This is a genomic window from Paenibacillus sp. SEL1, from assembly GCF_054602535.1.
Genome location: NZ_CM137723.1, coordinates 793421 through 818477 on the forward strand (window position 1 = coordinate 793421; position 25057 = coordinate 818477).

The following is a 25057-nucleotide window of genomic DNA, read 5'->3' on the forward strand; positions in this document are numbered from 1 at the left end:
TACGCTGAGCTACATTCCGTTACTTCCGTAAATTTGCTGGAAACCCGATAACGCATCTGTCCAGACCGCAAAAAATCCATTATTCGGCACGATCGTTACATCAATAAAATTACCGATCGTAACGACGGGAACCGGACTAATCCCGTTAGGATTAAAGGAGCTGTCTGTTATTCTGAGGTTCGTAAATGTATTCCCTCCGTTCGTTGATTCGGCCACAAATACGTCTAATAAAGAGGTCGTTATTTGATTGGTATAATATACGATCTTAATCACGCCGGTCACAGGCGAAACATCAATAGCCGGGAAAAAATGCTGTGCCCCGGCACTGGCTCCTGTCACCGATTGCGGTGCAGTCCAGCTTAATCCACCATCCACCGACCGGGCGAGCAGTACATCCGCATATCCTGCCCGATTATCCTGCCAGACCGCATAAAGTGTTCCCTGATTCGGGCTAGTAGAGCGATCCACCGCAATGCTGGCCATCGGCAGCACATTGAAGCCAAAGCCGGCCACGGGCAACGGACTCGGAACCGGGACAACAGAAGACACAGGCAGCGAAGAACTGAATGCTGTCCCCCCATTGAAGGACACAATGACCTGATATTGGTTAACCGGATTCGTCACAATGTACCCGACATAAATCACCCCTGTAATGCTCACGGTGATTTCCCCACGCGTAATCTGATTGGAGCCAGGGGTGAGCACCACGGGTGTATCCCACGTGATCCCTCTATCCCGTGAGCGCTGGAAAAACATGACAGACCCGCCGAAAAAGTTAGGATTGTATTGATGCGTATAACATAAATAGATGTTTCCGGTATAGGAGCTGACCTGAGAAGTATCAAATTTCACGCTGACCTCAACATTGTTGACAAATGTCCCATACCCTCGCTGGGCAATCACGGGTGGATCAAATGTATTACCGTTATCTCTGGATACATAGGTAGCGATGGTACCGCTCAACCCATCCGAGGTAAATACATGACAGGCTATGACAAACAAGTTGGGAAAACCGTAGCTGACGCTATGGGATTCCGCCCCTACATAGCCGGCTGGTAGCGGTAAAATCTGCTGGGTGAAAGAGACACCGCCGTTACCTGAACGGTATACCGCCGTCAACGGCGGCCCTGTCGTAAAATCAGTCGCCGCAGACACAATGGTACCGTCGAGCAGGTTGAAAGCTACACTCGGTTCCTGCGCCAGCCTTCCGTTAGGCGTGAGCTGTACGTTCGGCATCAGGCTTCACCTCCCGGTACACCGGCAAAAATCGTCAGGCTGCCTGTACGCGTATCCGTCCAGACGGAAATGTAACTATTCGGCGGTACGATGGCGACATCAATATAGTCGCCGATCAGCTCTGATTCGCCTCCACCGACATTCGGATTAAAGGAGGTCGTCGTGAGACGACTGTTCGTAAAGGTGTTGCCTCCATCTAACGATTGGGCGGCGAACACATCCAGATTAAAGCCGTCCAAGCGATTGGTATAGTACACGACAACGACCAGACCCGTCTTAGGCGACACCGAAATCGCAGGAAAGAAATTTTGCGAGCCTGGCGGGCTGTCCGTCACGATGATCGGAGCACTCCAGGTACCGCCGAAATCGCTTGATTTGGACAACAAAATATTGCTGTATCCCTGACCAAAGTCCTGCCAAACGGCATATAGCGTATTTGTTGTGGATGGCACACCCGAGCAGTCTGCGGCCAAGCTGGGGAAATTCAATATCCGAAAGTCATAACCGGGGACGGGCAAAGGATTGGGCACCAGCGTTATATTGGATACGAGAATATCCCCGCTGAAAGTTGCCCCTCCATCAAAGGATCTCCGAATAAAAAAAGCCGGTGTTTGTGGCCCCGTACGAATCCAACTGACATAGACACTGCCATATTTGTCAACCGCAGGTTCAGGTCGTTCTGTAGAAGATTGGATATTCGAAAGCAATAACGGTCGATCCCAAGTTAGTCCTCCATCGATGGAACGCTGGTAGAACGCCGCAGAACGAGCATTAAAATCCACATTATATTGACGGTTATACGTAACATAGACATGCCCCAGATAGGGACTTGCCCCGGCGTTATCCGTCGTGATATTGGTCCAGTCATTATTAATGTAATCTCCATAGCCCGGATTAATGACCACTGGAGGATCAAAGGTGGCTCCATCGTCCGTAGAGCGATAGATCACGACAGCCCCGTTCTCATTTCCCGGAAACACATGTGCGGATATGATGAAAATATTCGGGAACAGATAGGCTACCATTCCTGCCTCGGCTCCTGTATATCCCGGTGGAATTGGCAGTAAAGTATCAGTCCAGTTCGCCCCGGCGTCCAAGGAACGATACAGTCCAATCAACGGGGGCCCGCTGCTAAAGTCAACAGCGACAGCCACAACAATATTCGGATTCAACAAATTAACGGCGACACTGGGCTCAAATTTGGGCAACCCGCTGGGTGTCACCTGAAAATTCAAAGGCATCGCGAGCATTCCCTTCATTATATAAATGGACATGCTATTTCTATCAAAATGTACTTTTTTCAGCACAGCCTACAGACAACCATACAAGCTTTCTTTTCAATAGATTCATAGTATAGAAGCATCCCTTCAGGGGTTTTCCAATATTCTGTTTTTTGAGAGGATGATTCGATTGGCTTTTACAACCGGATATATGACCAACACTAGAGATTTTGGTACTGCCTGCTCCAATGTCGTTGTAAATTTGGTCAACGAGGATACTGTGAACGCGGCAACCGTGACCATCCAAATTTTTTTCTCGCTTGTACCGGATACCAAGACACCACTGTATGTGACATCGGTTAACTTACCTGCAAACTCCATTGCCCGACGTACCTTCTTTATACAAGGGGTTCTTGCCTATGAGGTACAATACAACGTGGTCTCCGCTGCTCCAGCGAATGTTGTGCTCTCCAACTTTGGACTGGATCAGTTTGGTAATGTTGTACAGGAACACCGTGTTCTTCAGTCAGAGCTGACCACAATCCCGGCGCTGTCTCCTGTTATTTAAAAGCTGCCCTGTTCCAGTGCTTGATGCAATCTGTGGGTGTAATACACGTAATTCCATTCCGGTGGTACAGACTGAACCCCTCGGCCGCTGCCGATGGTTGAGTGGTCATCTGTGTAGTAGGAAAAGGCATGTGTATCCTGTAATGGGCGCAACAAATCCGTAAGATACAGCAAATCCGTCACAGCAATATATGGTTTGACACCGAAGCATACTACAAAGCGGGTCGTTGTTTCACCAATAGCCTGAACCAGTGCCTCTTGGACCGAATAATGCTGACGTGGCGTTACGATTAACCGAGGATCGAGCATCATCGACAGGAAAGCGCTGGCTCCCTGTTCTGGCGTTAAATCCAGCAACCGTACCACACAATTGCTGTAGTGCTGCTCCAGCAGATTATCCAGCAATGATTCAGCTTGAGCCATATCCGTGACAGGCATTAAAATGGTCATTTCAAGTGGGATGCCCCGGCGTGCTCTTGCCTCATACTTGGCGATTTGGAATGCGCGCCGCCAGCGTCGGTGCTCCTTCTGGCTGTGCAAACCAGCCGATACACTAAATGTGGAATTCACCCGGTAATCCATCAGGATCTCCGGGATGAATTTCATGCTGCACGTCTCGGTCAGCCGCAGCCAGTAATCATAATCCTCAACTGGTTGCAGCCGATAGCCGCCAATCTGGCGGGCATATTTGCTTTTGTACATAAATGAAACCCCGACAATGCTGGCATTCAGCAGTTCATGATGCGGCTGGCCTTGGTACCGGATCAAAGCTTGTTGATGCTGCTCGTCATACAACGGGTTCCCATATGCATCAACCTGGCGGAAGGTAGAGAACACAAGGCCGAGTGAGTCCGGCCCCTGCTCCAGCTCCTGCCGCAATCGTTCAATAAAGGAAGAATTATAAACATTGTCGCTGGATACCCAGGTCACATACTTGATCGCTGGATCTTTAAACAACTCATCGAATCCCCAGTTAAGGGCATGGGATACTCCTTTGTTCTGAGGGAGCGTAACCAACTGAACGCGCGGGTCTCCCATTGCTGCGTGGAGCGCTGGTCCCACCATTTCCGGCGCTCCGTCAATAACAATGATGAAGCGAAATGCCCTGTAGCTCTGGGCTAGTACGGATGAGATCGCGGCTTGCAGATAGCCGATATCCTGTTTGTACAGTGGCATAACAATCCCCGTATCTACCATATCAATCCCCCCTGACAGACTTTCGGCTTCATGAGGATAAACCACTCAACACCTGACTGAAGCGATCTCGATAACGTGCTTGGGTGATGTTGTACTCCCGCTCCACAGCGGGCCAATGTTTTTTGGTTCCCATTTCATCATGCCAGCGGTAGTTAACCAAGGACTCGTTCAGAAAAGGAAATGGATATCCCGCCAGCATCACTCGGTACCACATATCCAGATCATGTGTGTACGGCAGCAGTTCATCAAACAAACCGATATGTGCAAACAGCTCCTTTTTAAACATAACCGTGCATCCATTCACCGGATTTCCTTGCTGAAAAAAACGGTAAAACTCCGTCATAGACGGAAACACGGCGGCTGCCTGGTAACTTGTGACTTGGCTGTATTGATTGATGAAATTGAAATTGGTATGGGAGATGTACGCACCGTTTTCCACCATAAAAGAAACCTGATTATTAATTTTGTCCCTATGATAGGTATCGTCGGAGCTGAGCCAGGCAATATATTCCCCGCTGGCATGTCGGATACCATGATTCAGGGCGCTGGCTGTTCCACCGTTGGATTTGCCCAAATAATGTATATATGGACGATAGGGCTGAAGCATATCAACATGTTCCGTGGACCCGTCATCGACGACAATAATCTCGAGGGGCCCATAAGTTTGCTCTAGTGCACTTTGCAAAGCCTGATCCACATATGCACAGTTATAAAAGGGAATGACGATCGTTACTTTCGGTCTCATATCGTTCCTTCCTTTCCAGCTCGGCGGTATTGAATCATATCCTCCAGCGATTGCCCCAGCTGTATGGTCGGCTTCCAGCCCATGTCCTCCAGCTCTTTCGCACGGTATGCCTCGGTGGATGCTGACTCTGCCACATCCCCCCATTGTATGGGAATAGATGTTTTGGCCAGCCCAACCATACGTTCTACGATATTGCCCAGTTCCACAATGCGGCCTGTGCAGACCGAGTAAACTCGGCCTGACACACCCTGTTCCAATAGCACACCGTATGCGCGAACGGCATCACGAACGTCGAGGAAATCACGTTGCGCATGTCGGGAAGATACCCGGAACGGGGCAATTTCAGTTACGGACTGCCCCTCCAGACGTTCCGTCTGAACGATATACCCCGCGAGTAATGCACAAAATCCGGTAGATGGACCCGGACCGATCAAGTTGCAAGGCTCTGCCAGCATGACGGATTGTTCGAACAGCGCGCCCCACGAGAGCGCGACTGCCTCTTGAAGGCTTTTGCTAAGGCTGTATGGATGCGTTGGATGATACGGTGCTTGCAAAGCCGTCTTTAGCCGAGAACCCGCCACAACAATTCTGGCTTTGGGGAAAGGTCGCAGTACATCGAGCAGATACAGAGTGGACAGTACATTGGATTCCATGTATAGCAGGGGGCTTTGCCAAGATTCAGGGACGGAATTTTTACCACCTAGGTGAAGCACGTAATCCGGAGCAATCTGTCTAATGACTTCGCCTAGACGATTCTTGTCGAGCAAGTCACACACATAAGGCGTAATACAGCTACGGGTCTCCGCCTCTGGGCTGTTATTTTCATCATCGTGAGCCAGTAAGATCAGTTCTGGGACGGAAGCGGCAGTGCGAGTCAGCGCCGCTACCTCCCAACCGAGCTTTGCAAAATGGCGGCAGGCATGCATCCCGGTATAGCCCGCCGCTCCGGTAATGACTATGACAGGCCGACGTTGTTCCGCTGTGCTTCCGTCCATTCCAGCAGCTCCTTCAGCATGATGCTGTAGTGAGGAACATCGTAGAGCAGATCGGCCCGGGTAGAACGAAGCGTCCGGTCCTGCACCGGCTCATCTTTCGGCACGATCCGAATATCCTCCCTTTTCCAGATGTCTTTGAACAGCAGCAGCAAATCATGCTTGCTGATCGGTTCAGGGTGAACCAGATGAATGAGTCCGTCCAGCGGTTCATTCATCTGCACCTGTATCGCCTTCGCTAATTCCAACGTCGTAACCCCGTTCCAAAAGACTCGGCGATACCCGTTAACGTCTCCGCTCTGCTGCAAGAACCAGTGCAGCAGACCAATGCCTCCCGGCCGAATTTCCGGCCCGATAATGGAGGTACGGATAGTCAGATGCCCTGCGGCCTTTACTTCTCCAAGTATTTTCGTCAAAGCATAGGCACTTGTCCCATCGGGTTGATCCGTCTCCTTATATAAACCAGGTACCCGATTTCCTTCGAATACGCAATCCGTGCTGATATGAATCAATCGGGCACCAATACTGTCCGCTATCCGCCGGAGAAGATGTGGCAGCAAGCCATTGATTTGGTATGCTGCAATCTGATCCTCCCCGGCATGCTGATTCAGTACGCCTACCGCGTTAATCATAACGTCTGGCCGTACACTCCGTACCAGTTGCTCCACCATAAAGCTGTCCTTTACATCCAGCAGCAGACCGCCTTTATTTTCGGGATCACGGGTGGTGTAGAACACGTTATACCCGCTCTGGTTTTGGAAATACTTAACCAGAACATGGCCCGCCATGCCGTTACCACCCAAAATAAGCAGCTTCATTTGATGAACCCCCCGCTTTGGAGAATGCTGCGAATCTCCTCTTTCGACATCAAATTAAACTCCGAACTAAAGCTGCTGAATGACACGGGAGGGCACTGATTATAGCGGTCCTTTAATTGAGGAATATTCAGCGTTGGGAGAATGACCAAATATTGTTCGTCATAGACTACCGTCGTCAGGCTTTCAAAGTCACTCATCAAAATCTCATGAATTTTCTCGCCGGGACGCACACCTTTTTCTACAATTTCTACGTTTTCCACACCTGAATCCTCAATGAGCACCTCAGCCAAGTCCAAAATACGGCAGGTTGGCATGGTCATGATAAAAATTTCCCCGCCGACACTTTCCACCGAAGCTTTGAACAGGAGACTGATCGCATCACGCAAGGTCAGGAAGAAGCGGGTCATGTTCATATCTGTGATCGAAACCTTGCCCTTTTGACGAATCTGACTTTGGAACAGATGCACCACGCTTCCGTTGGTGCCCAAAACATTACCGCCGCGCACCGTCACGAAACGTGTATCGCTATTCAGCAGATTGGCGTAAACCATCAGTTTTTCTCCAATCGCCTTCGTCATGCCGTAAAAATTGGACGGATTCGCTGCCTTGTCAGTCGATATATAAATGACTTTCTTTACCTGATTGGCAACAGCGGCCTCGATCACGTTTTGGGTGCCTACGACATTGGTTTTGAGTGCCTCGTAGGGCTGATCTTCACAGACGGGAACGTGTTTGAGCGCTGCCAAATGAAATACATAGTCCACTCCTTGACAAGCGGTGGTCAGCGCATCCTTATCCCGAATATCTCCAATACAGAAGCTGAGCCGTTCATCCTCAAACTGCCTGTTCATTGCAACCTGACTGGATTCTCCGCGTGAAAAGATAATAACCTCTTTGGGGTTACGCGGCAGTAACTGGGTAACCAGCTCATGCCCCCAGGAGCCGGTACCGCCGGTAACCAAGATACGTTGGTTTTCAAACATGCCGTTTCCCTCCAAGCAGAAATTTAACTACCTTATCCGACACATCTTCCGCCAGATAGCCCGCGGGACATTGCCACTTATGGGTCATCCCGGTCATTATGGCTACCGCGTTTGCTATAACCTCGCCATCAAGACCAGACACGATATTGCTGCCGCAATCTACCGTTTCCGGCCGTTCAGTCGTCCGGCGCATCGTAACCGTCGGCACCCCCATGACACAGCATTCTTCCTGTACGGTACCACTGTCCGTCAAAGCGCAGCGGGCATGCCGCTCCAGCAGAACGAAGTCAAAAAAACCGAACGGTTCGTGAAATTCCACTAGCGGATCAAGCTGGATCGGCGGATGGCTTGCGATTCGGGCGGCAGTGCGGGGATGAATACTGCAAATGACCCGCTGTCCGAACTGCTGGGCTACCCGGTTAAGACCATCTAAAATAGCCAGCAAATGCGGTGGATGGTCCACATTTTCAGCTCTGTGGGCAGTGACCAGGAAATATTCTCCCGGCGACAGTCCCAACTTTTTCAAAATTCCACTGCTCGATATCTCTTTCTTATAGTGCTGCATCACTTCGTAGATCGGATTTCCAGTCAGTATAATTCGTTGGCTTGGGAAGCCTTCGCGTAGTAGGTGCTGCTTGCTTTGCTCCGTATAAGGCATATTAATGGTAGATATCGCATCAATGACACGCCGGTTCTTCTCCTCCGGCACATCCAGATCATAACAGCGGTTCCCCGCCTCCATATGCACGACCGGATAACCCATACGTTCCGCAAGTAAGGCACATAAAGCGCTGTTCGTATCACCGAGCAATAGCACATGATCGGGGCGTTCCTTGTTTAAAATATCCTCCATCTGCGAGTACATGGCGGACAACTGTTTGCCCAGTGTCCCCGCTTTCTCCTGAAGTACATAATCCGGGGCACGCAGTCCCAGCTCGCGAAAGAACTGCCCGCTCAGGCTTTCGGTGTAATTTTGGCCCGTATGCACAAGCACATGTTCATCTGCATGGCGGTCCAGCTTTGGAATGATCAGGCTGAGCCGTATAATCTCCGGTCTTGTGCCGAGCACGGTCAATATTTTCATGGTTTTGGAACCCACCTTTGCTGTCGTTGTTTCATTGAATTGTGGCGTTCAATGAAGGATAGCCATCCAGCAGACTGGCTGTGCTCCAGCTTAACGTCATCTCAACGGTCCGGCGTAGGTTCACCCGGACCGTTGTTTTGTATGCTGTCCAGCCTTGAGCGTGACTCGCTTCTGCTTGCGCGTGTTGTGTCGCCGTGACCGGTGCTTGAATTTCCGCTTGAGTTTCTGTCTGGACTTGGTTTTCGGATAAAGTCCCTTCGACAACGGGGACCCGTGAATTTTCTTGAGGCGACTCTTGCCGCCGCTTCTCTTATACCTGCGATTCCGCAGTCGGGTACGCTTGCGGCCCTTTGGCCATCTCGCCCGAATACTACGCTTGCCGCGGGGCAATTCGGGTGGTAAGTCAGGTAAAGGGGATACTGGTTGTGGCAAGCCTTGAATAGCTGCATATTCGATTGGCGGCAGGCCCAGCACAGGCAGTTGACACACCACCGATTCGGGAAATTCTCGAATCGTGCTGGTATATCCCTCCGGTATAGCGGTGACCTGACGCAACCCTTCGCCTTCCCTCGTCCATACAGGTCCACCCGGCTGCTGAATCAACGGGAACCAATGCGGATGATGACATACCCATTGACTGACCATGAGGTGTAAACTACCTCGGTAGGAATCAGGTCCGTATACACGTGTAGCCGCACTGTTGTTACGCACACCAATCCGTTCCACTTCTTCGGGATGATCGAGCAGATAGCCCACTTTTTGCGCCAGCATGTCGCTGTTCCCCGGCTCTACCAAAAAATCTGTATTTCCGGTCGCCTCCATCAACTCCACAAGTCCACCCTGCGCAAAGGCTACCACGGGCTTACCGTAAACCAGCCCTTCCAGGGCGGTCAGGCCAAAGCCTTCCTCCACCATACTTGGGATTACAACAATATCCATTGCGCTATAGGCCGTTGATACGGATTCCTCGAATGAATTGAACTGGAAGCGGCGGCTATAACGAGATTGGCGGATTAAAGAGACACATTTTACGTAATATTCCGAGTCCACCGAGCTGCCGATGATCCAGAAACGACACCGTGAATTGGTTTCGCACAGCTTTAGAGCCATTTGGACAAAAGGCAACAGCCCTTTGGCTTCGTAAATAAAGGAAGAAATATAACCAATGCAAATATGGAAATCCCGCAGCCCCAGTTTTTCACGTTTCCTTTTCCGTTCCAGCACATGCTCTTTGGGAGATGGCATATCCATATCCCGGCAGGGAGACAACACCGTATGCGGACGTGTCAGTCCCCCACCATGCAAAGGACGCATTACTGCTTGCGAAATGCCGATGACCCATTGGCTATAGCGCTCAATGATAGAAACAGAAACTGGCGTATACGCATTCTGGTTAATGACCTCGGTTATTTTCCAGATCACCGGAATATTAAGCTCTTGGGCAGCCATTGCAGGCATGACGTTCACACAGGTATTGACCAGCACCACATCAGGTCGAGCATGCCGAAGCATCTGGAACAACGGTGCATACGCCACATGGGTCCGCAAATTCTCCGCATCCTGCGCCAATCCCTCATATGGGGTATACATGCCATGCAGCATGAACAAGTTCTGTGTCAGAACGGTGATTCCGCGCTTGCGGGCCATTGAGGTCAGCCGCCCTTCACCAGGCGTTACGAGAATACAATCGAAGTACGTACGCATGTCTAGACAAAATTGCAATAGCAGCTTCTCTGCCCCTGTAATACTGCGGACGTTGCTAACATGGCTGAATAGCATCATTTTCGGCTTGATCGGAGTTCACCTCCTTTAAAATAGCAACCATCAGACGTGTGAATCACCTTATGGAAATATGACCGACAACAGTTGGTCAATCCGGTGACCATACGTGTGCTCCCGCAGGGTTCGTTCCAGAGCACGTAGGGCAATTTCATGGCGCTCTTTTTCATGCGTCAAATAAAACTCAACCTTCTCCAGCAATTCCTGCTGAGAGCTGTAGGTCTCTATCTCTTCCCCCGGCTTATAAAAACGAGCCAGATCATCTCTTGTATCTGTCAGTTGCAACGTGCCACTGGCAGAAATTTCAAACGTGCGCGGATTGGGTGAAGCCCCCGGAATTTTCAGTGAGTTGTTGTTCACCGAATCATCCTGATGGGAACGATGAAGATTAATTACGATTTTGCTGCCGTTATACGAATCATTGGTTTCGACCGGAGACATCCAGCGACCCAGCTCAATTTTGTCACCATACGACTGATAATCCGGGAGACGATCCCACCAGATTCCGTTGATTTTAATGTTACGAGCCATGAGCTGCGGCATAATCGGATTAAAGAAATAGATGCGGTTCCAGTAGGCTGAGCCTGTAAACCCAATCTCACGTCGTACCGAAGCGGGCGAGCTGAGTGGGAAATAGTGAGTCAGAAATGCTCCAAAGGGCAAATAGTGCACAGACGTGCAACCCAACTGACGGTACAGCTCCATGCAGTTCATTTCTAACGTGAACACATAATCATAATTCGTAACAATTTTGGTCGTCGTATCGGTGTAATATGGATCGTCCGTTAGCCAGATGGCGGTGGGGATGCCCAACTGGCGTACCGCAGTAACCTGCTCCAACGGAAGATCCATTCCATCCAGTGCCAGCATCAGATTCGGACGGAGCTGAGCGGCAATATCTCCTACCGGCTGACGTGGGTCTGTTACGGTAACCTGAGCCGTCATGCTTTGCAACGTGGTAATGACCGCCTCATCCAGCGGAGAATACGGAAGGCCTTTGCCTGAGACGACATACAGTACATGGACTTGTCGAAAAGGGAAAACTGCTTTCATCCGCGCAACAATTGCGTTAGCACGTCCGCGCAGATATCCTTCGTCGTATCCGTCATGCACTCCCGCAATTCTCCCCCTTTCCCAGGAGGCTGCCGCCGTCTGGTGAACAGCCGGGTCATACGGTCCTGTCGTAGATATCGTCATCACTTTCACTCCTCACTGTTTATGGTGTTTACTTTAGGCCATCGCCTTGTCCAGCAGTTCTTCCATGCGATTGGAGTACATATGCTTTTGCATAGTCGTGTACAATGCGCGCCAGGCCATGCGTTCGCGTTCCCAGTCATGCTTGAGATAGTAGTCCAGCTTCACTTTCAGTTCCTCTGCTCCAGAGAAGGTTTCAATGTCATAGCCTGGTCGGTAATAACGGCTCAAATCCTTCCGAACATCCGTCATTTGAAGCGTGCCGCAAGCAGAAATTTCGTATGTCCGAGGATTGATGGACTCCGCTGAAAACTGGTGTGTATTCCGATTATCCAGTCCGGGGTCTGTCGGGCGGTGCATATTGATGACAATTTTGGAGCCGTTATAATATTGAGCGGTCTCTTCCGGCTCCATAAAACCCGGACGGATAAAGCGTTCCAGCACATCCCGCCGGGTCAGCCGATCCCAGTGTCCACCTACGATCAGCACTCTTTTGTCCGCCAAGAAGGGAGCAAGGTGGTCGAACAGCTTCACACGGTTCCAGAAGGCATTTCCAATGAAGCAAATATCATGCTGATGCTCCCGCTCTACTCTTCGGGGATAAAAGATACGAGCTGACGCAGCCAGCGGCAAATAGTGAACCCTCGTTACTCCCTGATCGCGATAAAACGGTAGGCAAGAAATTTCGTGCGTAAATACGACATCGTAGGATTGACAGATCAACGCCGTATCCTCCGTAAAGTAAGGATCATCTACAAACCATATGGCCGTCCGAATGCCTAGGGCTCGTATTTGCTGCACCTGCTCCAGATGATCCGCCGGAAAAACATGCAGCCCGTTCATGACCAGCACGAGGTCTGGACGTTGAGCCTCGGCGTCAGCTAGCATCGTAGCAGGCGTACCGATGACGCAAGAGCTGCATATTTGGCCTAATGCCTCTTGCACACCTGTGTCTATAGCTGCGAAACCTTGCGGAATATACAACACTTTCAAATGACGAACAGCAGGCTGTATTGCCACGACCTGTGACAGAGCAGCCGTGCAACCGCCCATTCTGCGTCCTTCCCGATAGCCGCATCGGTACGCTTCGCGTTCATTTCCGCTTTGTTGATCGTTCACATCCTTCACCCTGTCCTGTTGTAGGATAAACTTCTGTCACTCCTAAACTATATGCGGAGGGGTCAAACGCATCATGGACGACTGCCACTGCCCGGACAAAATTGGCGTTTGCCCGTCCAACTGCTGAACCGCAAATAACCCCAAAGCTGTTAGCTTCGGGGGTGAACAGTACTAGATGATTTGCACAGTTTACTGAGCTTTGTAAGCGAGCTGGTGTCCATCTTCATAACCTTTGGCAAAACCTGAATTGAAACCCTCGTTGTAAGCTGCATCATATCCCTGCTGAAATGCCTGCGGATCATGCTCCAATGCAACAGTCCCGGGCTGTGGATTCTCCGCAGAAGGGGCTGCCACCGGGTTAGCTTGAGGTTTTTTCCGCCGCCGCAAATGAGGATGTCTTCTACGTGCAGAATAAAGTCCCCTTTTACGGCGTCTTAGAGCAAGCAGACGTCTTCTTCTCCGTTTTAATCTGCGAATGCTGGAACGCCGGGCATCTTTACGTCTTTTGCGGGCTTTGTCCCGAGTGGCGCGTTCCCACCTTGTACTCATTTCCATTCCTCCTTTGCTTTCTCGTGTTGGTTTCATTTTTCTGAACAGGCACATGGAGCCACGGCTTAGTCGGTTTTCCATATACCTGCCGTCTTAATGGAATACCCGCCAACATTTGCGTGATTTCGCCCTGGTAGTTGCTGAGTATACGAATGGTTTCTTCCAGACGGGTAGCCGACATATCCGCATGGGGCGTCAAGTCCGCAAGACTGGTCAGCATCCGAGCAACGGCGTGCTGGCTGGCAGCAATAGACTCCATCATATCCAGCTTGATCTCACGTTCACGCCTCATGCTCATTAGTTCATATCCCCCGAGCCCATTCCTCCCATCATCCCTTCCATGCCGCCACCCTGCTGCTCATCCTGATCCAGCAATGCTTTGAGATTGCTGCAAAGTCCAGTCTGAAGCCGCGTTAATCCCTCCAGCATTTCCACCATCTGCTCGTGAATTTCCAAAGGCCGTCCCAACTGCTCTTCATCGGTGTCAAATGCGTGGGGGGCCAGATGGTTCAACGCCCAATTACGCACTTTTTCTGCTTCGACCGCCTTGGCCTCCAGGATCATAGACACATTCCGCTGCATTTTGGAGGCTGCGTCCAGCATGTGAATCATTGCTTGTTCCCTACTCATGTGTTCACTCCCTGCCCTCGGTTGGTACGTTACTCCTCTTCCGGGTATGCCGTCTCTTTCACGACACGAACGAGCATTTCAGCCATTGCTTCCTGAAGATCGGCAATACCGTTCAAGTAGGCCACAATGCTTTTGTTTACTTGTCCCGAGCTGTCGAGAATGCCCGGAATTCCGTCAAAACGCGGCTCCTCATCTGGCAGTTCATGTATGATCTGCGCCATGCGCACAACCACCTGCCGTTCCGCATCCAACAACCTTGACATCTGCTGCTGCGAGTGCGAAATGTGGATCAGCAAATCATCTAACTCGTTATGCATAAGCCCCTCCTTTATGTGCTCCGCCGTGCGGAACGCACGAATTACCTACGGGCTTTCCGCTACTACAGCGTATGCCGCAGCGAGTAGTCGGTTCCGCCTAAAAGCGCCTATTCAGATCATTACAGATGCCCGTGCAGCACCGGTGGAGCAATAATAGGCTGCTTCTCCACCAAAGCCGACAAATCTCCGGGAGACAAAAACTGAATTCGGTAGTCCTCTGCCCGCCAGCTCATCGCAGCGTACAGGGTAAGGAACGGCCTTTTCCAGCCGTTACCGATTTGATACAGTTGCCCGCCCTCAGCATACAATACCTCGATCCATCGCTTGCGTTGAGCCGGTATATTCAGTGTGGGCAGCATGGACATGTTCTCCAGATCGGGAGCCGCCAGTACAGGAATGGGTTCCTCTGGCAGCTCAGCTGTAGGTGCATCAATGTTGCCGGAAACTGTAGCCTCCGGCTTTCCTACCAAGGGAAGCACCAACAAATCCAGCTGAGACACTCTAACAGGGCGCACATTTTCACCTCCCGCAGCACTGACTCCATGCAGATACCGCCTTCTTCCCGGCTCTAACCGAAATACTGCACCGGACGGTCCCTGAACAACCGCTCCGATGGGATAAAAGCTTGCCGCTGATACGTGTGTTTCCTTACCTGTTGATATCTGGCCGTCCGTCTCCGCTGTACTGAATTCCAGATTGCGGAACAGCTTATCCGCGTCTCCCCACTTTTGTACAAAAAAGGATCGGTTCCGGCTGCTTTCCTCCATTGAACCGCTTTTTTCGGTCGTTTGAGGAAAACCATACACCGTATCCCGATCTCTTTCTTCATAATGGATAAAAGCATCTCCGGCAATTGCCATACGTATCCCCAACAAACGCACACGCAATAGCCAATCTACATGGGCTTCCTCAGTACTGTGGCAGCCTTCGTCCCAGTAGCCCGTTTTTTCCAATGTCTCTCTGCGCAGCAATAAACAAAATCCGGCTAAGCTTTCGGCCTTTCGCCATGCATCCGGATTGGGAATATTGAAGCTCATGGCAAATGGACGGGCTCCATTTTCGTTCATATAAGGAACCTCAATCTGCTGTTCTTTGAATGGACCATTCGTTACAGGCCCGACAACACCAATACGCGGATCGCTGTATAAACACCCTAATAACCGATCCAACCAGCCGGGGGTCACCATGCAGTTTTGATCCAATACCGCAATAGTTGTACCTTTTGCCATCATCAGCCCCTGATTCAGGCTACCTATCATTTGAACATCCTTTTTTAACAGCGCATAACGCACAGCGATGCTTTTACGGAGCAAATAGGTGGATGTCCCGTCCGTCGATCCGCAGTCCACCACAATAATTTCGTGAGGATGGCTCGTATTCTCCTCAATACGGTGAATGCATGCACGGAGTTGTTGAAGCTGATTGCAGGACGGAATGATAATACTGACACCTTCAAAAACCTTGCCGAACGAAGCCTGGCCCAACTTGTTGCCCTGCTCCTGGCCCCTTTTATATCCTGACCAATAGCCTTTCTTTCCGAGCCGCTTGCTGTGTTTCCTTTGCATACTCAGGCGTTTCATGCCGTTCACTCCTCCGGGTGGCATTATGCCTATACTATATGCCTGGCCCGGCCGGATGGTGTTTCGTTGAGATCAGGGTAGAAGTCCTTTCATTTTCACTCCAGCTTCCTGAAGGGAATCGAAGGTTCCTGCGTCGCTCCAATAGCGCCGTAAAATATCATATTCCAGCTTGCCTTCAGCGGCATAACAGTTGTTAACATCCGTGATCTCAAGCTCACCGCGTGCCGAAGGTGTAATTTGCCGGATCTTATCGAACACGGCAGTATCGTACATATAGATACCCGTAACGCAATATTTGGATTGGGGGTGCTGCGGCTTTTCTTCAATCCGCGTAATGCTCTCCGGGCGCTCAGGATCAAATACGGGTACCCCGTAACGACGAGCATCTGCCACCTTTTTCAACAACACTCTGGCGCTCCCCGAGGGCTGTTGCTTGAACCGTTCGATCACAGGTCCCAAGTCTTCCTTGAACAAATTATCACCTAACAAAACAGTGAATTTCTCTTCTGATTGCATATAGCTTCTTGCCAGTTCGAGTGCTTCCGCAATGCCGCCCGCCTTTTCTTGAATCCGGTATGTCAGTTGGACACCATAATTACTGCCACTGCCCAAAAAATCGGTATACAGCCCGGCCGATTGTTTACCAATAATAATAAGCATATCGGTGATTCCAGCCTGTCGTAGCCTCTCGATACCATATACGATCATGGGATACTTGCCGACCGGAAGCAGATGCTTGTTGAGTAATGTAGTCAACGGATGAAGGCGCGATCCGGTTCCTCCTGCGAGAATAACCCCTTTCATATCTTCCTTCCTCCTTCGACAGCATGTTCAGTGCATGCAACCCCAGTGTTTCCAGTTTCAATGAACATTCTGGGATCTATGCTCCATTTCTCTATAAACAAACGATAGTTCCGCTCGATCAGCTCTTCAATCCAGGAAGTCTCCGAGCGTGAGAAGCTCGCATTCCCCTCGTGATAGACAAAACAGTCATTGCACATGAGCAGCTTGTAGCCATGCACACGTGCGCGCAGACAATAATCGTCATCCTCATAATGTCCGGGGCTGAACCGTTCATCCAGCAATCCGATCCGTTCCATCAGATCGCGCCGGAACAGCAAACAAAACCCGACCAACCGCTTGACCTCCTGCCATCTGGAGGGATTACTTGCATTATTCTGCTCCGCATATCTCAGACAACTGGCCAAATCTCCTTCCAATCCGTGTATCTGCTGAATACCGCTGACGTAATTCGTCACCGGTCCCACCAATCCCACCATGCTTTCGCTCTGCAATGCAGCCAACATAATCGATAGCCATCCCCGCGTAACCGTCACATCATTGTTTAAAATAACGAACTGATCACCCGAAGCCAGCCGGAGCCCCATATTACATGCTGCTGGAAAGCCCCTGTTTTCAGGAAGACGTATGCTGATCAGCCGCTCGGATGCGCAAAAATCATCCGTTCCGTCATTCGAAGCGTTGTCCACAACAATGATTTCATACGGTACATCTATCGTATGTGTCCGAATTGCCTCAATACACGGCTTTAACAGATGTAGGCCGTTATAAGTCGGAATAATGATGCTCGTCAGACTCATTGTGCATTCCTCCCTTTGGCAACGTCTACCCGTGTTGGAACAGGCCCGAGCGGGGAATACCCGGCTACCTGAAACACCGCCGTCAGTGCCTCTGCATGATCACCGACGATCAACTGTTCCATAGCGTTCCCTTTGCCAACATTGAAGGTCCGCTTACGGTTTGTTTTAATGACATCGACAGCATGTACTGCCGTCACGATCATGCCATGCAGAATTGCCAGGGCGTGGGCTTTTGGCGGTACGGCAAGCACGGCTGAGCCAAGCTGATCCAGTAAACGCCGAGATAATGCATGCGGTACGGCTGTCAATGAGCTTGCTCCCAAATCCGGCCTGCGCAGTACGCGATTCAGGAATGCTTTGCACCGTGTCACGCTGTCCTGCTGGGCATAGGGCGGCAAATGTCTGCCCAGATCATTAAGCGCAACATCCGTTCCCTGATCCACCGCGTGGAGAAAAGGCAGCAAATCAGATGCTGGAATCGGCAAATCTCCGTCCACGAACAGCACAATATCAGCCTGCGTCATACGCGCGCCTACCGCCCGGCCAACATCATGCCCCAGTCGATCCGGCACGTTGACAAGAGTCACACTGGGGTGATGTTTGGCTACGGTGGAGCGCGTGCCGTCCGTGCAGCCGTTCAATACGACAATGATATCCGTAAGCGGAAGTTTTTCCAGCTCGCCCAGTACCCGGTCAATCGTTGAATCTTCATTACAGGCGCTGACCACGGCCGCTGCCGTTCCCTGTAACACAATATCTCCTGGAACTTCGCGTTCTACAGGCGGAGTCACTTCGGTCATTCCTTTCGCCCGAGGTGTGGGCTTTCTCATCCTACGGCTATGCATTGAAGTCGTCGTTCCTCGTTTTCGCTGAACACGTCTCATGCCCCAACTCGGTTCTTCACGCTTCCCTCTGCGATACTGTCTATTCACAGTTTCACCTCGTCTCTGATCCGTTTGCGCTCCAAATCCGTATATCCCGCACGCGTTCCCAGACGCGATGTAAGCCAGGCAATGGCATCCAGATGATCCTGAACAATTACATCTGCCAGCGGGTCCTTGCCGTTCTGTTTTTTACGTGTCGCATTTATTTTTCCGACAGCTATTCCATATACAGTCACCACTCGTAACTCGGAGGCGATGGACATAGCTTGAAATAAAGGAGGCTTCTCCAAGGGCTTTAGACCTATTTTCTTTAGAGCCTTTTGACTTATGGCGTGTGGAATGCCAGTCATAGATGCTCCCCCTAAATCAGCACGATTCGACAAGATATTCAATACATGCTTTGCCTCCACTACAGGGTGTACGGGCGTACGATTCACAGGTCCATGGTAATCATTCAGCACCACATCCGCCCCTGCACATATGGCGTGTATAAACGGCCGGAGTCTAACGCAGGGAATGACGATATCCCCATCCAGGAAAAGCAGGATCTGTCCGGATGCCGCCTCCGCTCCAATACGACGGCCAACATCATGTCCGAGCGGTTCCGGAAAGGAAAGCACACGAGCTCCCGCCGCTGCTGCCACCTTCGCCGTTCTATCGTGTGATCCGTTCTCAACGACGATAACCTCTGTATGTGGATGGACACGGCGCGCTTCGCGAATTACAGCTCCGATTGTTTTTTGCTCATTCATGGCCGGAATAATGACAGATACGAAAAACTTTCCCACTGATGACGTTTCAGATGGTCGCTCTTCGCCGATCTGTGCCCCTCTCTCCGTGTCGAGTACCTCCCTCATGGTAGGGGCTACCGGATTCTTATGCATGTTCGGCATTCGTAACGGCAGCCACATCTTAGAATGATAGTAAGCGCCGGAATGCCGCCTCCGTTTGATCTTGTATCCAGCTCTTCCCTGCTTCTTCATGCTCCCGTCTCACCTCCCTTCCTGCTGTATAGATGGACAGCATGATTAGGACAGTTCAACATAACCTATGCGGTCCAAAAGCCGTGTGTAACGGCAATCGTGGAGTCTTTTCGACACAGCAATTTTCGACTTTATTTTACATAACTTATTAATCTTATTAAATAAATGAGTTATTAGGGTCTAAAGAATCATTTTGGATAAATTTGTGACATAGATCTTCTCGTTCGTCATTCTCTGTGCTAATATCAGAGCCAGATGATGGGAGTTCAAAAAATCAACATTTGTTTTTTTTGCATAAGTCAATATTTTTCCATTATCCACCATTATTCTATTTTCTTTTTATACGACAGGAAAGGAGGAGTTTGTCACCTTTTTAAGCTACATGCTTCATATTGCAGTACCCTCTTTTCACGTACGCTTCATGAAAAACACTTCGGTATTTCTCTTCATGTTCCATTTTCTTCTATTCCAGACGACAACACGACCTACATAAATGGCGCAATGCCTTATTCAAGACAGGATGATTCATCCTGACAATAATCGAGGAGAGTGAATTTTTAATGAAAAAAGTATGGGTTTCGCTTCTTGGAGGAGCTATGTTATTAGGGTCGGTCGCGTCTGGTGCATCAGCGGAGAGTTCCGTTTCGGGGCCAACTCAGCTTACACCGACCTTTCACGCCGAGCAATGGAAAGCCCCTTCCTCGGTATCCGGGGACGACATTGTATGGAGCTATTTGAATCGGCAAAAGAAATCGTTACTGGGTGCGGACAACTCTAGTGTACGTGAACAATTCCGAATCGTTGATCGCACAAGCGACAAGTCTGGTGTGAGCCATTATCGGCTGAAACAGTATGTAAACGGGATTCCCGTATATGGAGCTGAACAGACTATTCATGTGGGCAAATCTGGTGAGGTCACCTCTTACTTAGGAGCGGTGGTTACTGAGGATCAGCAAGCTGAAGCTACGCAAGGTACAACTCCAAAAATCAGCGCTTCTGAAGCAGTCTACACTGCATATAAAGAAGCAGCTGCACGGATTGAAGCCCTCCCTACCTCCGACGATACGATTTCTAAAGATGTTGAGGAACAAAGCAGTGTAAGCAAAGACACTTACGCCGAAGCAGCTAACAACGGAAAAACGCTATCTACTGATAAGGACGAGCTGAGTCTTGATAAAGCATCTGCCCTGAAAGATAGCAAAATTGAGGCGGTGGAGACAGAAAAAAGTTCCATTGCCAAAATCGCTAATCTGCAGCCAGAAGTAGATCCTAAAGCTGATCTGTACTTCTATCCTAAAGGGGATGACCTGCAGCTGGTTTATGTAACAGAAGTCAATGTTTTAGAACCTGCCCCACTGCGTACTCGCTACATTATTGATGCCAATGATGGCAGCATCGTATTCCAGTATGACATCATTAATGAAGCGACAGGCACAGGTAAAGGTGTGCTTGGTGATAGCAAATCATTCACCACGACGGCTTCCGGTAGTAGCTACCAGTTAAAAGATACAACACGCGGTAATGGTATTGTGACCTACACGGCCTCCAACCGTCAAAGCATCCCAGGTACCCTTCTGACCGATGCCGATAATGTATGGAATGATCCAGCCGGCGTGGACGCCCATGCGTATGCTGCCAAAACATATGATTACTATAAATCCAAATTCGGACGCAACAGCATTGATGGACGCGGGCTGCAACTCCGTTCGACAGTCCATTACGGTAGCCGCTACAACAACGCCTTCTGGAATGGCTCCCAAATGACTTATGGAGATGGGGACGGTAGCACATTTATCGCATTCAGTGGGGACCCCGATGTGGTAGGTCATGAACTTACTCACGGTGTCACAGAGTATACTTCGAATTTGGAATATTACGGAGAGTCCGGTGCATTGAATGAGGCTTTCTCGGACGTCATCGGCAATGACATTCAGCGTAAAAACTGGCTTGTAGGCGATGATATTTATACGCCAAACATTGCAGGCGATGCTCTGCGCTCTATGTCCAATCCTACGCTATATGATCAACCAGATCACTATTCCGACTTGTATACAGGCAGCTCCGATAACGGTGGCGTTCATACGAACAGCGGCATTATCAATAAAGCCTACTATCTGTTGGCACAAGGTGGTACTTTCCATGGTGTAGCAGTAAATGGAATTGGCCGCGATGCAGCGGTCCAAATTTACTACAGTGCCTTTACGAACTACCTGACTTCTTCTTCCGATTTCTCCAACGCACGCGCTGCTGTGATTCAAGCAGCAAATGATCTGTACGGTGCGAACTCGGCACAAGCAACTGCAGCTGCCAAATCTTTTGACGCTGTAGGCGTAAACTAAATCATATACGCTATAATCCTCATATCCCGTCCATAGACCTTTGCCGTTGTGCAACTGTCACTTAGGCCTGCTCATAATGGACGAAAAAATAGGGGTGCAGTGTACAAGTCTGCGCCCCTTCCCCCCTTATTATGGCGTCCCCTCAAAGGGGCGCCCTTTTCTTGTTCATTGAGTCCCTCCGATCATTTTCGACTAAATAAGACAAATAAACAGTAAATCAGGGACTAAAGATTCATTTTGGGGTATTTTGTAAAATTAATCTTCTCGTTCGACAACCTCTGTGCTAATATCAGAGCCAAGACGATGAAATTGCAAAAAAATAAACCTTAATATTTTACATAAGGTCATTTTTATCCAGCCTCTTCACGTTTCAAAGGAGCAACAAGACTTACATATATGACGCAAGACTTCTTCAAACAGGGTGTTTTTTTACCTCAACATTAACCAGGGAGAGTGAGTATGAATTGAAGAAAGTATGGGTTTCACTTCTAGGAGGAGCTATGTTATTAGGATCTATAGCGCCCGGGGCCTCCGCAGCTGAAAATTCTGTTCCCGATCCGACTCAGTTTACACCAACATTCCAAACGGTGAACTGGAAGTCTCCTTCAACGGTAACAGGCGACAATTTGGTCTGGAGCTTTTTAAATCGACAACAAAAAACATTATTGAGTCTGGACGATACCCACATCGGTTCCCTTGTGCGCGAGCAATTTCGTATCGTGGATCGCACCAGTGACAAATTTGGTACAAAGCATTATCGGTTAAAACAATATGTAAACGGAATTCCCGTATTTGGAGCCGAACAGACCATCCATGTGAACAAGTCTGGCCAAATCACCTCTTATGTGGGAGCGGTCATTTCGGAAGATCAACAAGCCAATGCTAAAGAAAATACAACTCCAAAAATCAGTGCTACTGAGGCTGTATATACCGCATATGAAGATGCAGCTATACGGGTTCACTCTCTCTCCTCCTCCGTCCAAATCGTTCCTGAACCTTACGAGGATACAAGTAGTGTAAGTAAAGACACTTACGAAAAAGCATCTAACAATGAATTATCAATTTCTACTGATAAGGACTCCTTGGATTTGGATAAAGCAGTTGAACTGGAGAACAGTAAATTGGAAATGGTAGAGCCTGCATCCTCTATCCCCAAGATTGCCAATCTGGAACCAAGTGTAGACCCTAAAGCAGAATTGTACATCTATCCCGATGGAGACTCAACACGTCTCGTCTATGTAACCGAAGTTAATACTTTACAGCCCGCTCTGCTGCGCACACGTTACTTTATTGACGCTAATGACGGAAAAATCGTATTCAAGTATGACATTCTTAACGAAGTGATCGGCACAGGGCGCGGTGTATTCGGTGATACCAAAACATTTGACACAACAGCTTCGGGTAAGAAGTATCAACTAAAAGATATGACTCGTGGTAAAGGAATCCTAACTTATAACGTCCACAACACCGAGACGCTCCCCGGCACCCTGTATACAGATTCCGATAACATATGGGAAGATCCGGCTGCGGTGGATGCCCACACTTACGCTATCCGCACTTATGATTATTACAAGGATAGATTTGGGCGCGACAGCATTGACGGGCATGGCATGGCCATCGCTTCGGCAGTCCATTACGGCGCAAAGAACTACAATAATGCCCACTGGGGCGGCACTCATATGCTTTATGGAGATGGAGACGGCACGTTATTTGCCCCTTTTAGCAGCGACCTTGAAATTGTTGCCCATGAGCTGACACACGGTGTAACCGAGCATTCATCAGGGCTCGTGTATTTCGCTGAATCCGGTGCATTAAGTGAAGCCATCTCAGATATTATAGGCAACGACATTGAGCGCACCAATTGGGATTTCGGCAAAGTCGCTTATACCCCTAATATTAAGGGCGACGCCATTCGCTCCCTTTCCGATCCTGTCAAATACGGTCAAGTCGATCACTACAGCAATCTCTATCCTGATCCTAACAACGAGGATTATGGTGGAGCCCACATTAATAGCGGTATTATTAATAAAGCCTACTATCTACTGGCACAAGGAGGCACTTTCCATGGTGTCAAGGTAGATGGAATCGGACGTGATGCAGCCGTATATATTTATTATAATGCCTTCACCAATTATCTGACTTCCACGTCTAACTTCTCCACCGCGCGTGCCGCTGTGATCCAAGCGGCCAAAGATAGTTATGGTGAAAATTCAATAGCCGTAACCTCTGCTATGAAGTCTTTTGACGCTGTAGGTGTGAGATAAGTAAAATAATATAAATTTCCCCGGTATTACAAGTCTCCCCCCTTGTCTCTTATGTATACGGCGTCCCACTATGGGACGCCTTTTTTCTAGTATAAAGTTGATTATTGGTAATTATATTTCCGGCTTCTTATTATTGCCCCATCGCAATCCAAAGGACCAACCCTTCACATAGCGGACCTGAGTGTATGCGTTCCACAGTAAGTACTGCTGAATACCTCTGACGTTGTGTGACGGATACCATCACTCCCGGTATACTTGCATTGGCAGTGATTACATACTGTGTATCTATAAAAGGCTTCTCAAATACAACGCTCACTTCACCCCTATCCGCTTGTGCGGGGAGGTGAAAAGAAATGCTCCCATATTGAGGTGAAGCTATATGATCGTCAGAAGCCTCGTCACTGGTCGCTGATCCGTCGTGAATGGCATTCAGGCTTAATTCTTTCTCCGTATCGAAAGCTAGATCGATATCTTGCTCAGACAAAACCACGCGTTGCTTTGGGCGCGGTCTTCCTTCAGCAATGTGAATACTGGTTATGGAACAATCCAGTAACGAATCTTGCTCTGACTGATCTTCCGTCGTAATAGACGGTTTGTCGTTATCCGTCCTGTATTCCGTATCTGACTCAGGCACAGACAACAGCAGTACAGATGCTCGATTCATCTGCATCGCTTCCTCTAGCGTTTTGGGGAGCTTATGCTTCTTCCATGCCGCTTCCTCTATAGCTTGAACCGATGTGTCCTTCTCTACGGGGGCAGGGACCGTTGCCGTTCCACGCTGGTTCGATTTATGACTGCCGGAAGTCGAAGCCGCTTTCTCCTTGTTAATACGGGGGGAGGGAACCGCATGGGAAAGGTTACGCCGTGCTGTTCTTTTATCCTTAGGGCTATGGTTCGTACGATGGTTCATGGTGACCGCTCCTTTGGCACAGGAGTGAACCAGCGGTCGCTCCGCTTCATTCACCCGGCTGGGAAT

General features: G+C 49.5%; 24 protein-coding genes. 3 read left to right on the top strand and 21 right to left on the bottom strand.

Translation table 11 applies throughout. The features are described 5' to 3' along the window. Window positions 1-9: 9 nt before the first annotated feature. Window positions 10-1236 (bottom strand): sialidase family protein, encoded by a 1227-nt coding sequence (locus tag ACYCSE_RS03615; RefSeq protein WP_322173089.1) that lies wholly within the window; start codon window positions 1234-1236, stop codon window positions 10-12. Further along, window positions 1236-2477 carry a sialidase family protein gene (locus tag ACYCSE_RS03620; RefSeq protein ID WP_459701438.1) on the bottom strand — a complete coding sequence of 414 codons (1242 nt, stop codon included), beginning with the start codon at window positions 2475-2477 and terminating at the stop codon, window positions 1236-1238. The genes ACYCSE_RS03615 and ACYCSE_RS03620 overlap by 1 nt, the downstream gene beginning before the upstream one ends. A gap of 160 nt (window positions 2478-2637) precedes the next feature. Here ACYCSE_RS03620 and ACYCSE_RS03625 point away from each other — a divergent pair, with 160 nt between their 5' ends. Beyond that, window positions 2638-3024, top strand: a complete 387-nt coding sequence (locus ACYCSE_RS03625) for a hypothetical protein (RefSeq protein WP_452567451.1) — start codon at window positions 2638-2640, stop codon at window positions 3022-3024. On the opposite strand, the gene ACYCSE_RS03630 is transcribed toward ACYCSE_RS03625, so the two are convergent. The 18 genes from ACYCSE_RS03630 to ACYCSE_RS03715 form a co-directional block, all read right to left on the bottom strand. Continuing rightward, window positions 3021-4220, bottom strand: a complete 1200-nt coding sequence (locus tag ACYCSE_RS03630; protein WP_459701441.1) for a glycosyltransferase — start codon at window positions 4218-4220, stop codon at window positions 3021-3023. The two genes, ACYCSE_RS03625 and ACYCSE_RS03630, sit on opposite strands and share 4 nt — an antisense overlap. A 28-nt stretch (window positions 4221-4248) precedes the next feature. Further along, window positions 4249-4965: a glycosyltransferase gene (locus ACYCSE_RS03635; RefSeq protein WP_061830068.1), complete on the bottom strand. Its 717-nt coding sequence runs from the start codon at window positions 4963-4965 to the stop codon at window positions 4249-4251. Continuing rightward, window positions 4962-5960: an NAD-dependent epimerase/dehydratase family protein gene (locus ACYCSE_RS03640; RefSeq protein ID WP_459701444.1), complete on the bottom strand. Its 999-nt coding sequence runs from the start codon at window positions 5958-5960 to the stop codon at window positions 4962-4964. The genes ACYCSE_RS03635 and ACYCSE_RS03640 overlap by 4 nt, the downstream gene beginning before the upstream one ends. Continuing rightward, on the bottom strand, window positions 5921-6775 hold the full coding sequence (locus ACYCSE_RS03645; RefSeq protein ID WP_165179120.1) for a dTDP-4-dehydrorhamnose reductase family protein: 855 nt from the start codon (window positions 6773-6775) through the stop codon (window positions 5921-5923). The genes ACYCSE_RS03640 and ACYCSE_RS03645 overlap by 40 nt, the downstream gene beginning before the upstream one ends. Beyond that, entirely contained in the window at window positions 6772-7758 is a 987-nt protein-coding gene (locus ACYCSE_RS03650; RefSeq protein WP_061830071.1) for a polysaccharide biosynthesis protein, read from the bottom strand. Before ACYCSE_RS03650 ends, ACYCSE_RS03645 begins: the two co-directional genes overlap by 4 nt. Continuing rightward, the gene (gene wecB / locus ACYCSE_RS03655; protein WP_165179119.1) at window positions 7751-8842 is read right to left on the bottom strand and encodes a non-hydrolyzing UDP-N-acetylglucosamine 2-epimerase; all 1092 of its coding nucleotides are present in this window, start codon (window positions 8840-8842) and stop codon (window positions 7751-7753) included. The genes ACYCSE_RS03650 and wecB overlap by 8 nt, the downstream gene beginning before the upstream one ends. 120 nt (window positions 8843-8962) lie before the next feature. Continuing rightward, window positions 8963-10624 carry a glycosyltransferase gene (locus ACYCSE_RS03660; protein ID WP_459701449.1) on the bottom strand — a complete coding sequence of 554 codons (1662 nt, stop codon included), beginning with the start codon at window positions 10622-10624 and terminating at the stop codon, window positions 8963-8965. Between the two features lie 60 nt (window positions 10625-10684). Then, entirely contained in the window at window positions 10685-11818 is a 1134-nt protein-coding gene (locus tag ACYCSE_RS03665) for a CgeB family protein (RefSeq protein ID WP_235308461.1), read from the bottom strand. Between the two features lie 33 nt (window positions 11819-11851). Then, a complete protein-coding gene (locus ACYCSE_RS03670; protein ID WP_459701452.1) occupies window positions 11852-12943 on the bottom strand; it encodes a CgeB family protein in 1092 nt (363 codons plus the stop codon). Window positions 12944-13123: 180 nt separating this feature from the next. Beyond that, a complete protein-coding gene (locus ACYCSE_RS03675; RefSeq protein WP_061830076.1) occupies window positions 13124-13483 on the bottom strand; it encodes a FliH/SctL family protein in 360 nt (119 codons plus the stop codon). After that, on the bottom strand, window positions 13431-13781 hold the full coding sequence (locus ACYCSE_RS03680) for a hypothetical protein (protein WP_250266586.1): 351 nt from the start codon (window positions 13779-13781) through the stop codon (window positions 13431-13433). Before ACYCSE_RS03680 ends, ACYCSE_RS03675 begins: the two co-directional genes overlap by 53 nt. Continuing rightward, window positions 13781-14113, bottom strand: coding sequence for a hypothetical protein (locus ACYCSE_RS03685; RefSeq protein ID WP_029518277.1), 333 nt, complete (start codon window positions 14111-14113; stop codon window positions 13781-13783). The genes ACYCSE_RS03680 and ACYCSE_RS03685 overlap by 1 nt, the downstream gene beginning before the upstream one ends. A gap of 29 nt (window positions 14114-14142) precedes the next feature. Further along, on the bottom strand, window positions 14143-14430 hold the full coding sequence (locus ACYCSE_RS03690; protein WP_013311765.1) for a hypothetical protein: 288 nt from the start codon (window positions 14428-14430) through the stop codon (window positions 14143-14145). 119 nt (window positions 14431-14549) lie between these two features. Then, entirely contained in the window at window positions 14550-16010 is a 1461-nt protein-coding gene (locus ACYCSE_RS03695; protein WP_459701456.1) for a glycosyltransferase family 2 protein, read from the bottom strand. Window positions 16011-16082: 72 nt separating this feature from the next. Then, a complete protein-coding gene (locus ACYCSE_RS03700; RefSeq protein WP_235308456.1) occupies window positions 16083-16814 on the bottom strand; it encodes a sugar phosphate nucleotidyltransferase in 732 nt (243 codons plus the stop codon). Next, window positions 16811-17611 (bottom strand): glycosyltransferase family 2 protein, encoded by an 801-nt coding sequence (locus tag ACYCSE_RS03705; RefSeq protein ID WP_322160328.1) that lies wholly within the window; start codon window positions 17609-17611, stop codon window positions 16811-16813. Before ACYCSE_RS03705 ends, ACYCSE_RS03700 begins: the two co-directional genes overlap by 4 nt. Next, on the bottom strand, window positions 17608-18543 hold the full coding sequence (locus ACYCSE_RS03710) for a glycosyltransferase family 2 protein (protein ID WP_459701459.1): 936 nt from the start codon (window positions 18541-18543) through the stop codon (window positions 17608-17610). Before ACYCSE_RS03710 ends, ACYCSE_RS03705 begins: the two co-directional genes overlap by 4 nt. Beyond that, window positions 18540-19478, bottom strand: a complete 939-nt coding sequence (locus tag ACYCSE_RS03715; RefSeq protein ID WP_459701461.1) for a glycosyltransferase family 2 protein — start codon at window positions 19476-19478, stop codon at window positions 18540-18542. Before ACYCSE_RS03715 ends, ACYCSE_RS03710 begins: the two co-directional genes overlap by 4 nt. Window positions 19479-20038: 560 nt before the next feature. Here ACYCSE_RS03715 and ACYCSE_RS03720 point away from each other — a divergent pair. Further along, a complete protein-coding gene (locus ACYCSE_RS03720) occupies window positions 20039-21817 on the top strand; it encodes a M4 family metallopeptidase (protein WP_069290305.1) in 1779 nt (592 codons plus the stop codon). A 464-nt stretch (window positions 21818-22281) separates the two neighbouring features. After that, window positions 22282-24081 (top strand): M4 family metallopeptidase, encoded by a 1800-nt coding sequence (locus ACYCSE_RS03725; RefSeq protein ID WP_459701465.1) that lies wholly within the window; start codon window positions 22282-22284, stop codon window positions 24079-24081. A 130-nt stretch (window positions 24082-24211) separates the two neighbouring features. On the opposite strand, the gene ACYCSE_RS03730 is transcribed toward ACYCSE_RS03725, so the two are convergent. Next, entirely contained in the window at window positions 24212-24991 is a 780-nt protein-coding gene (locus ACYCSE_RS03730) for a WIAG-tail domain (protein WP_459701467.1), read from the bottom strand. Window positions 24992-25057: the final 66 nt, after the last annotated feature.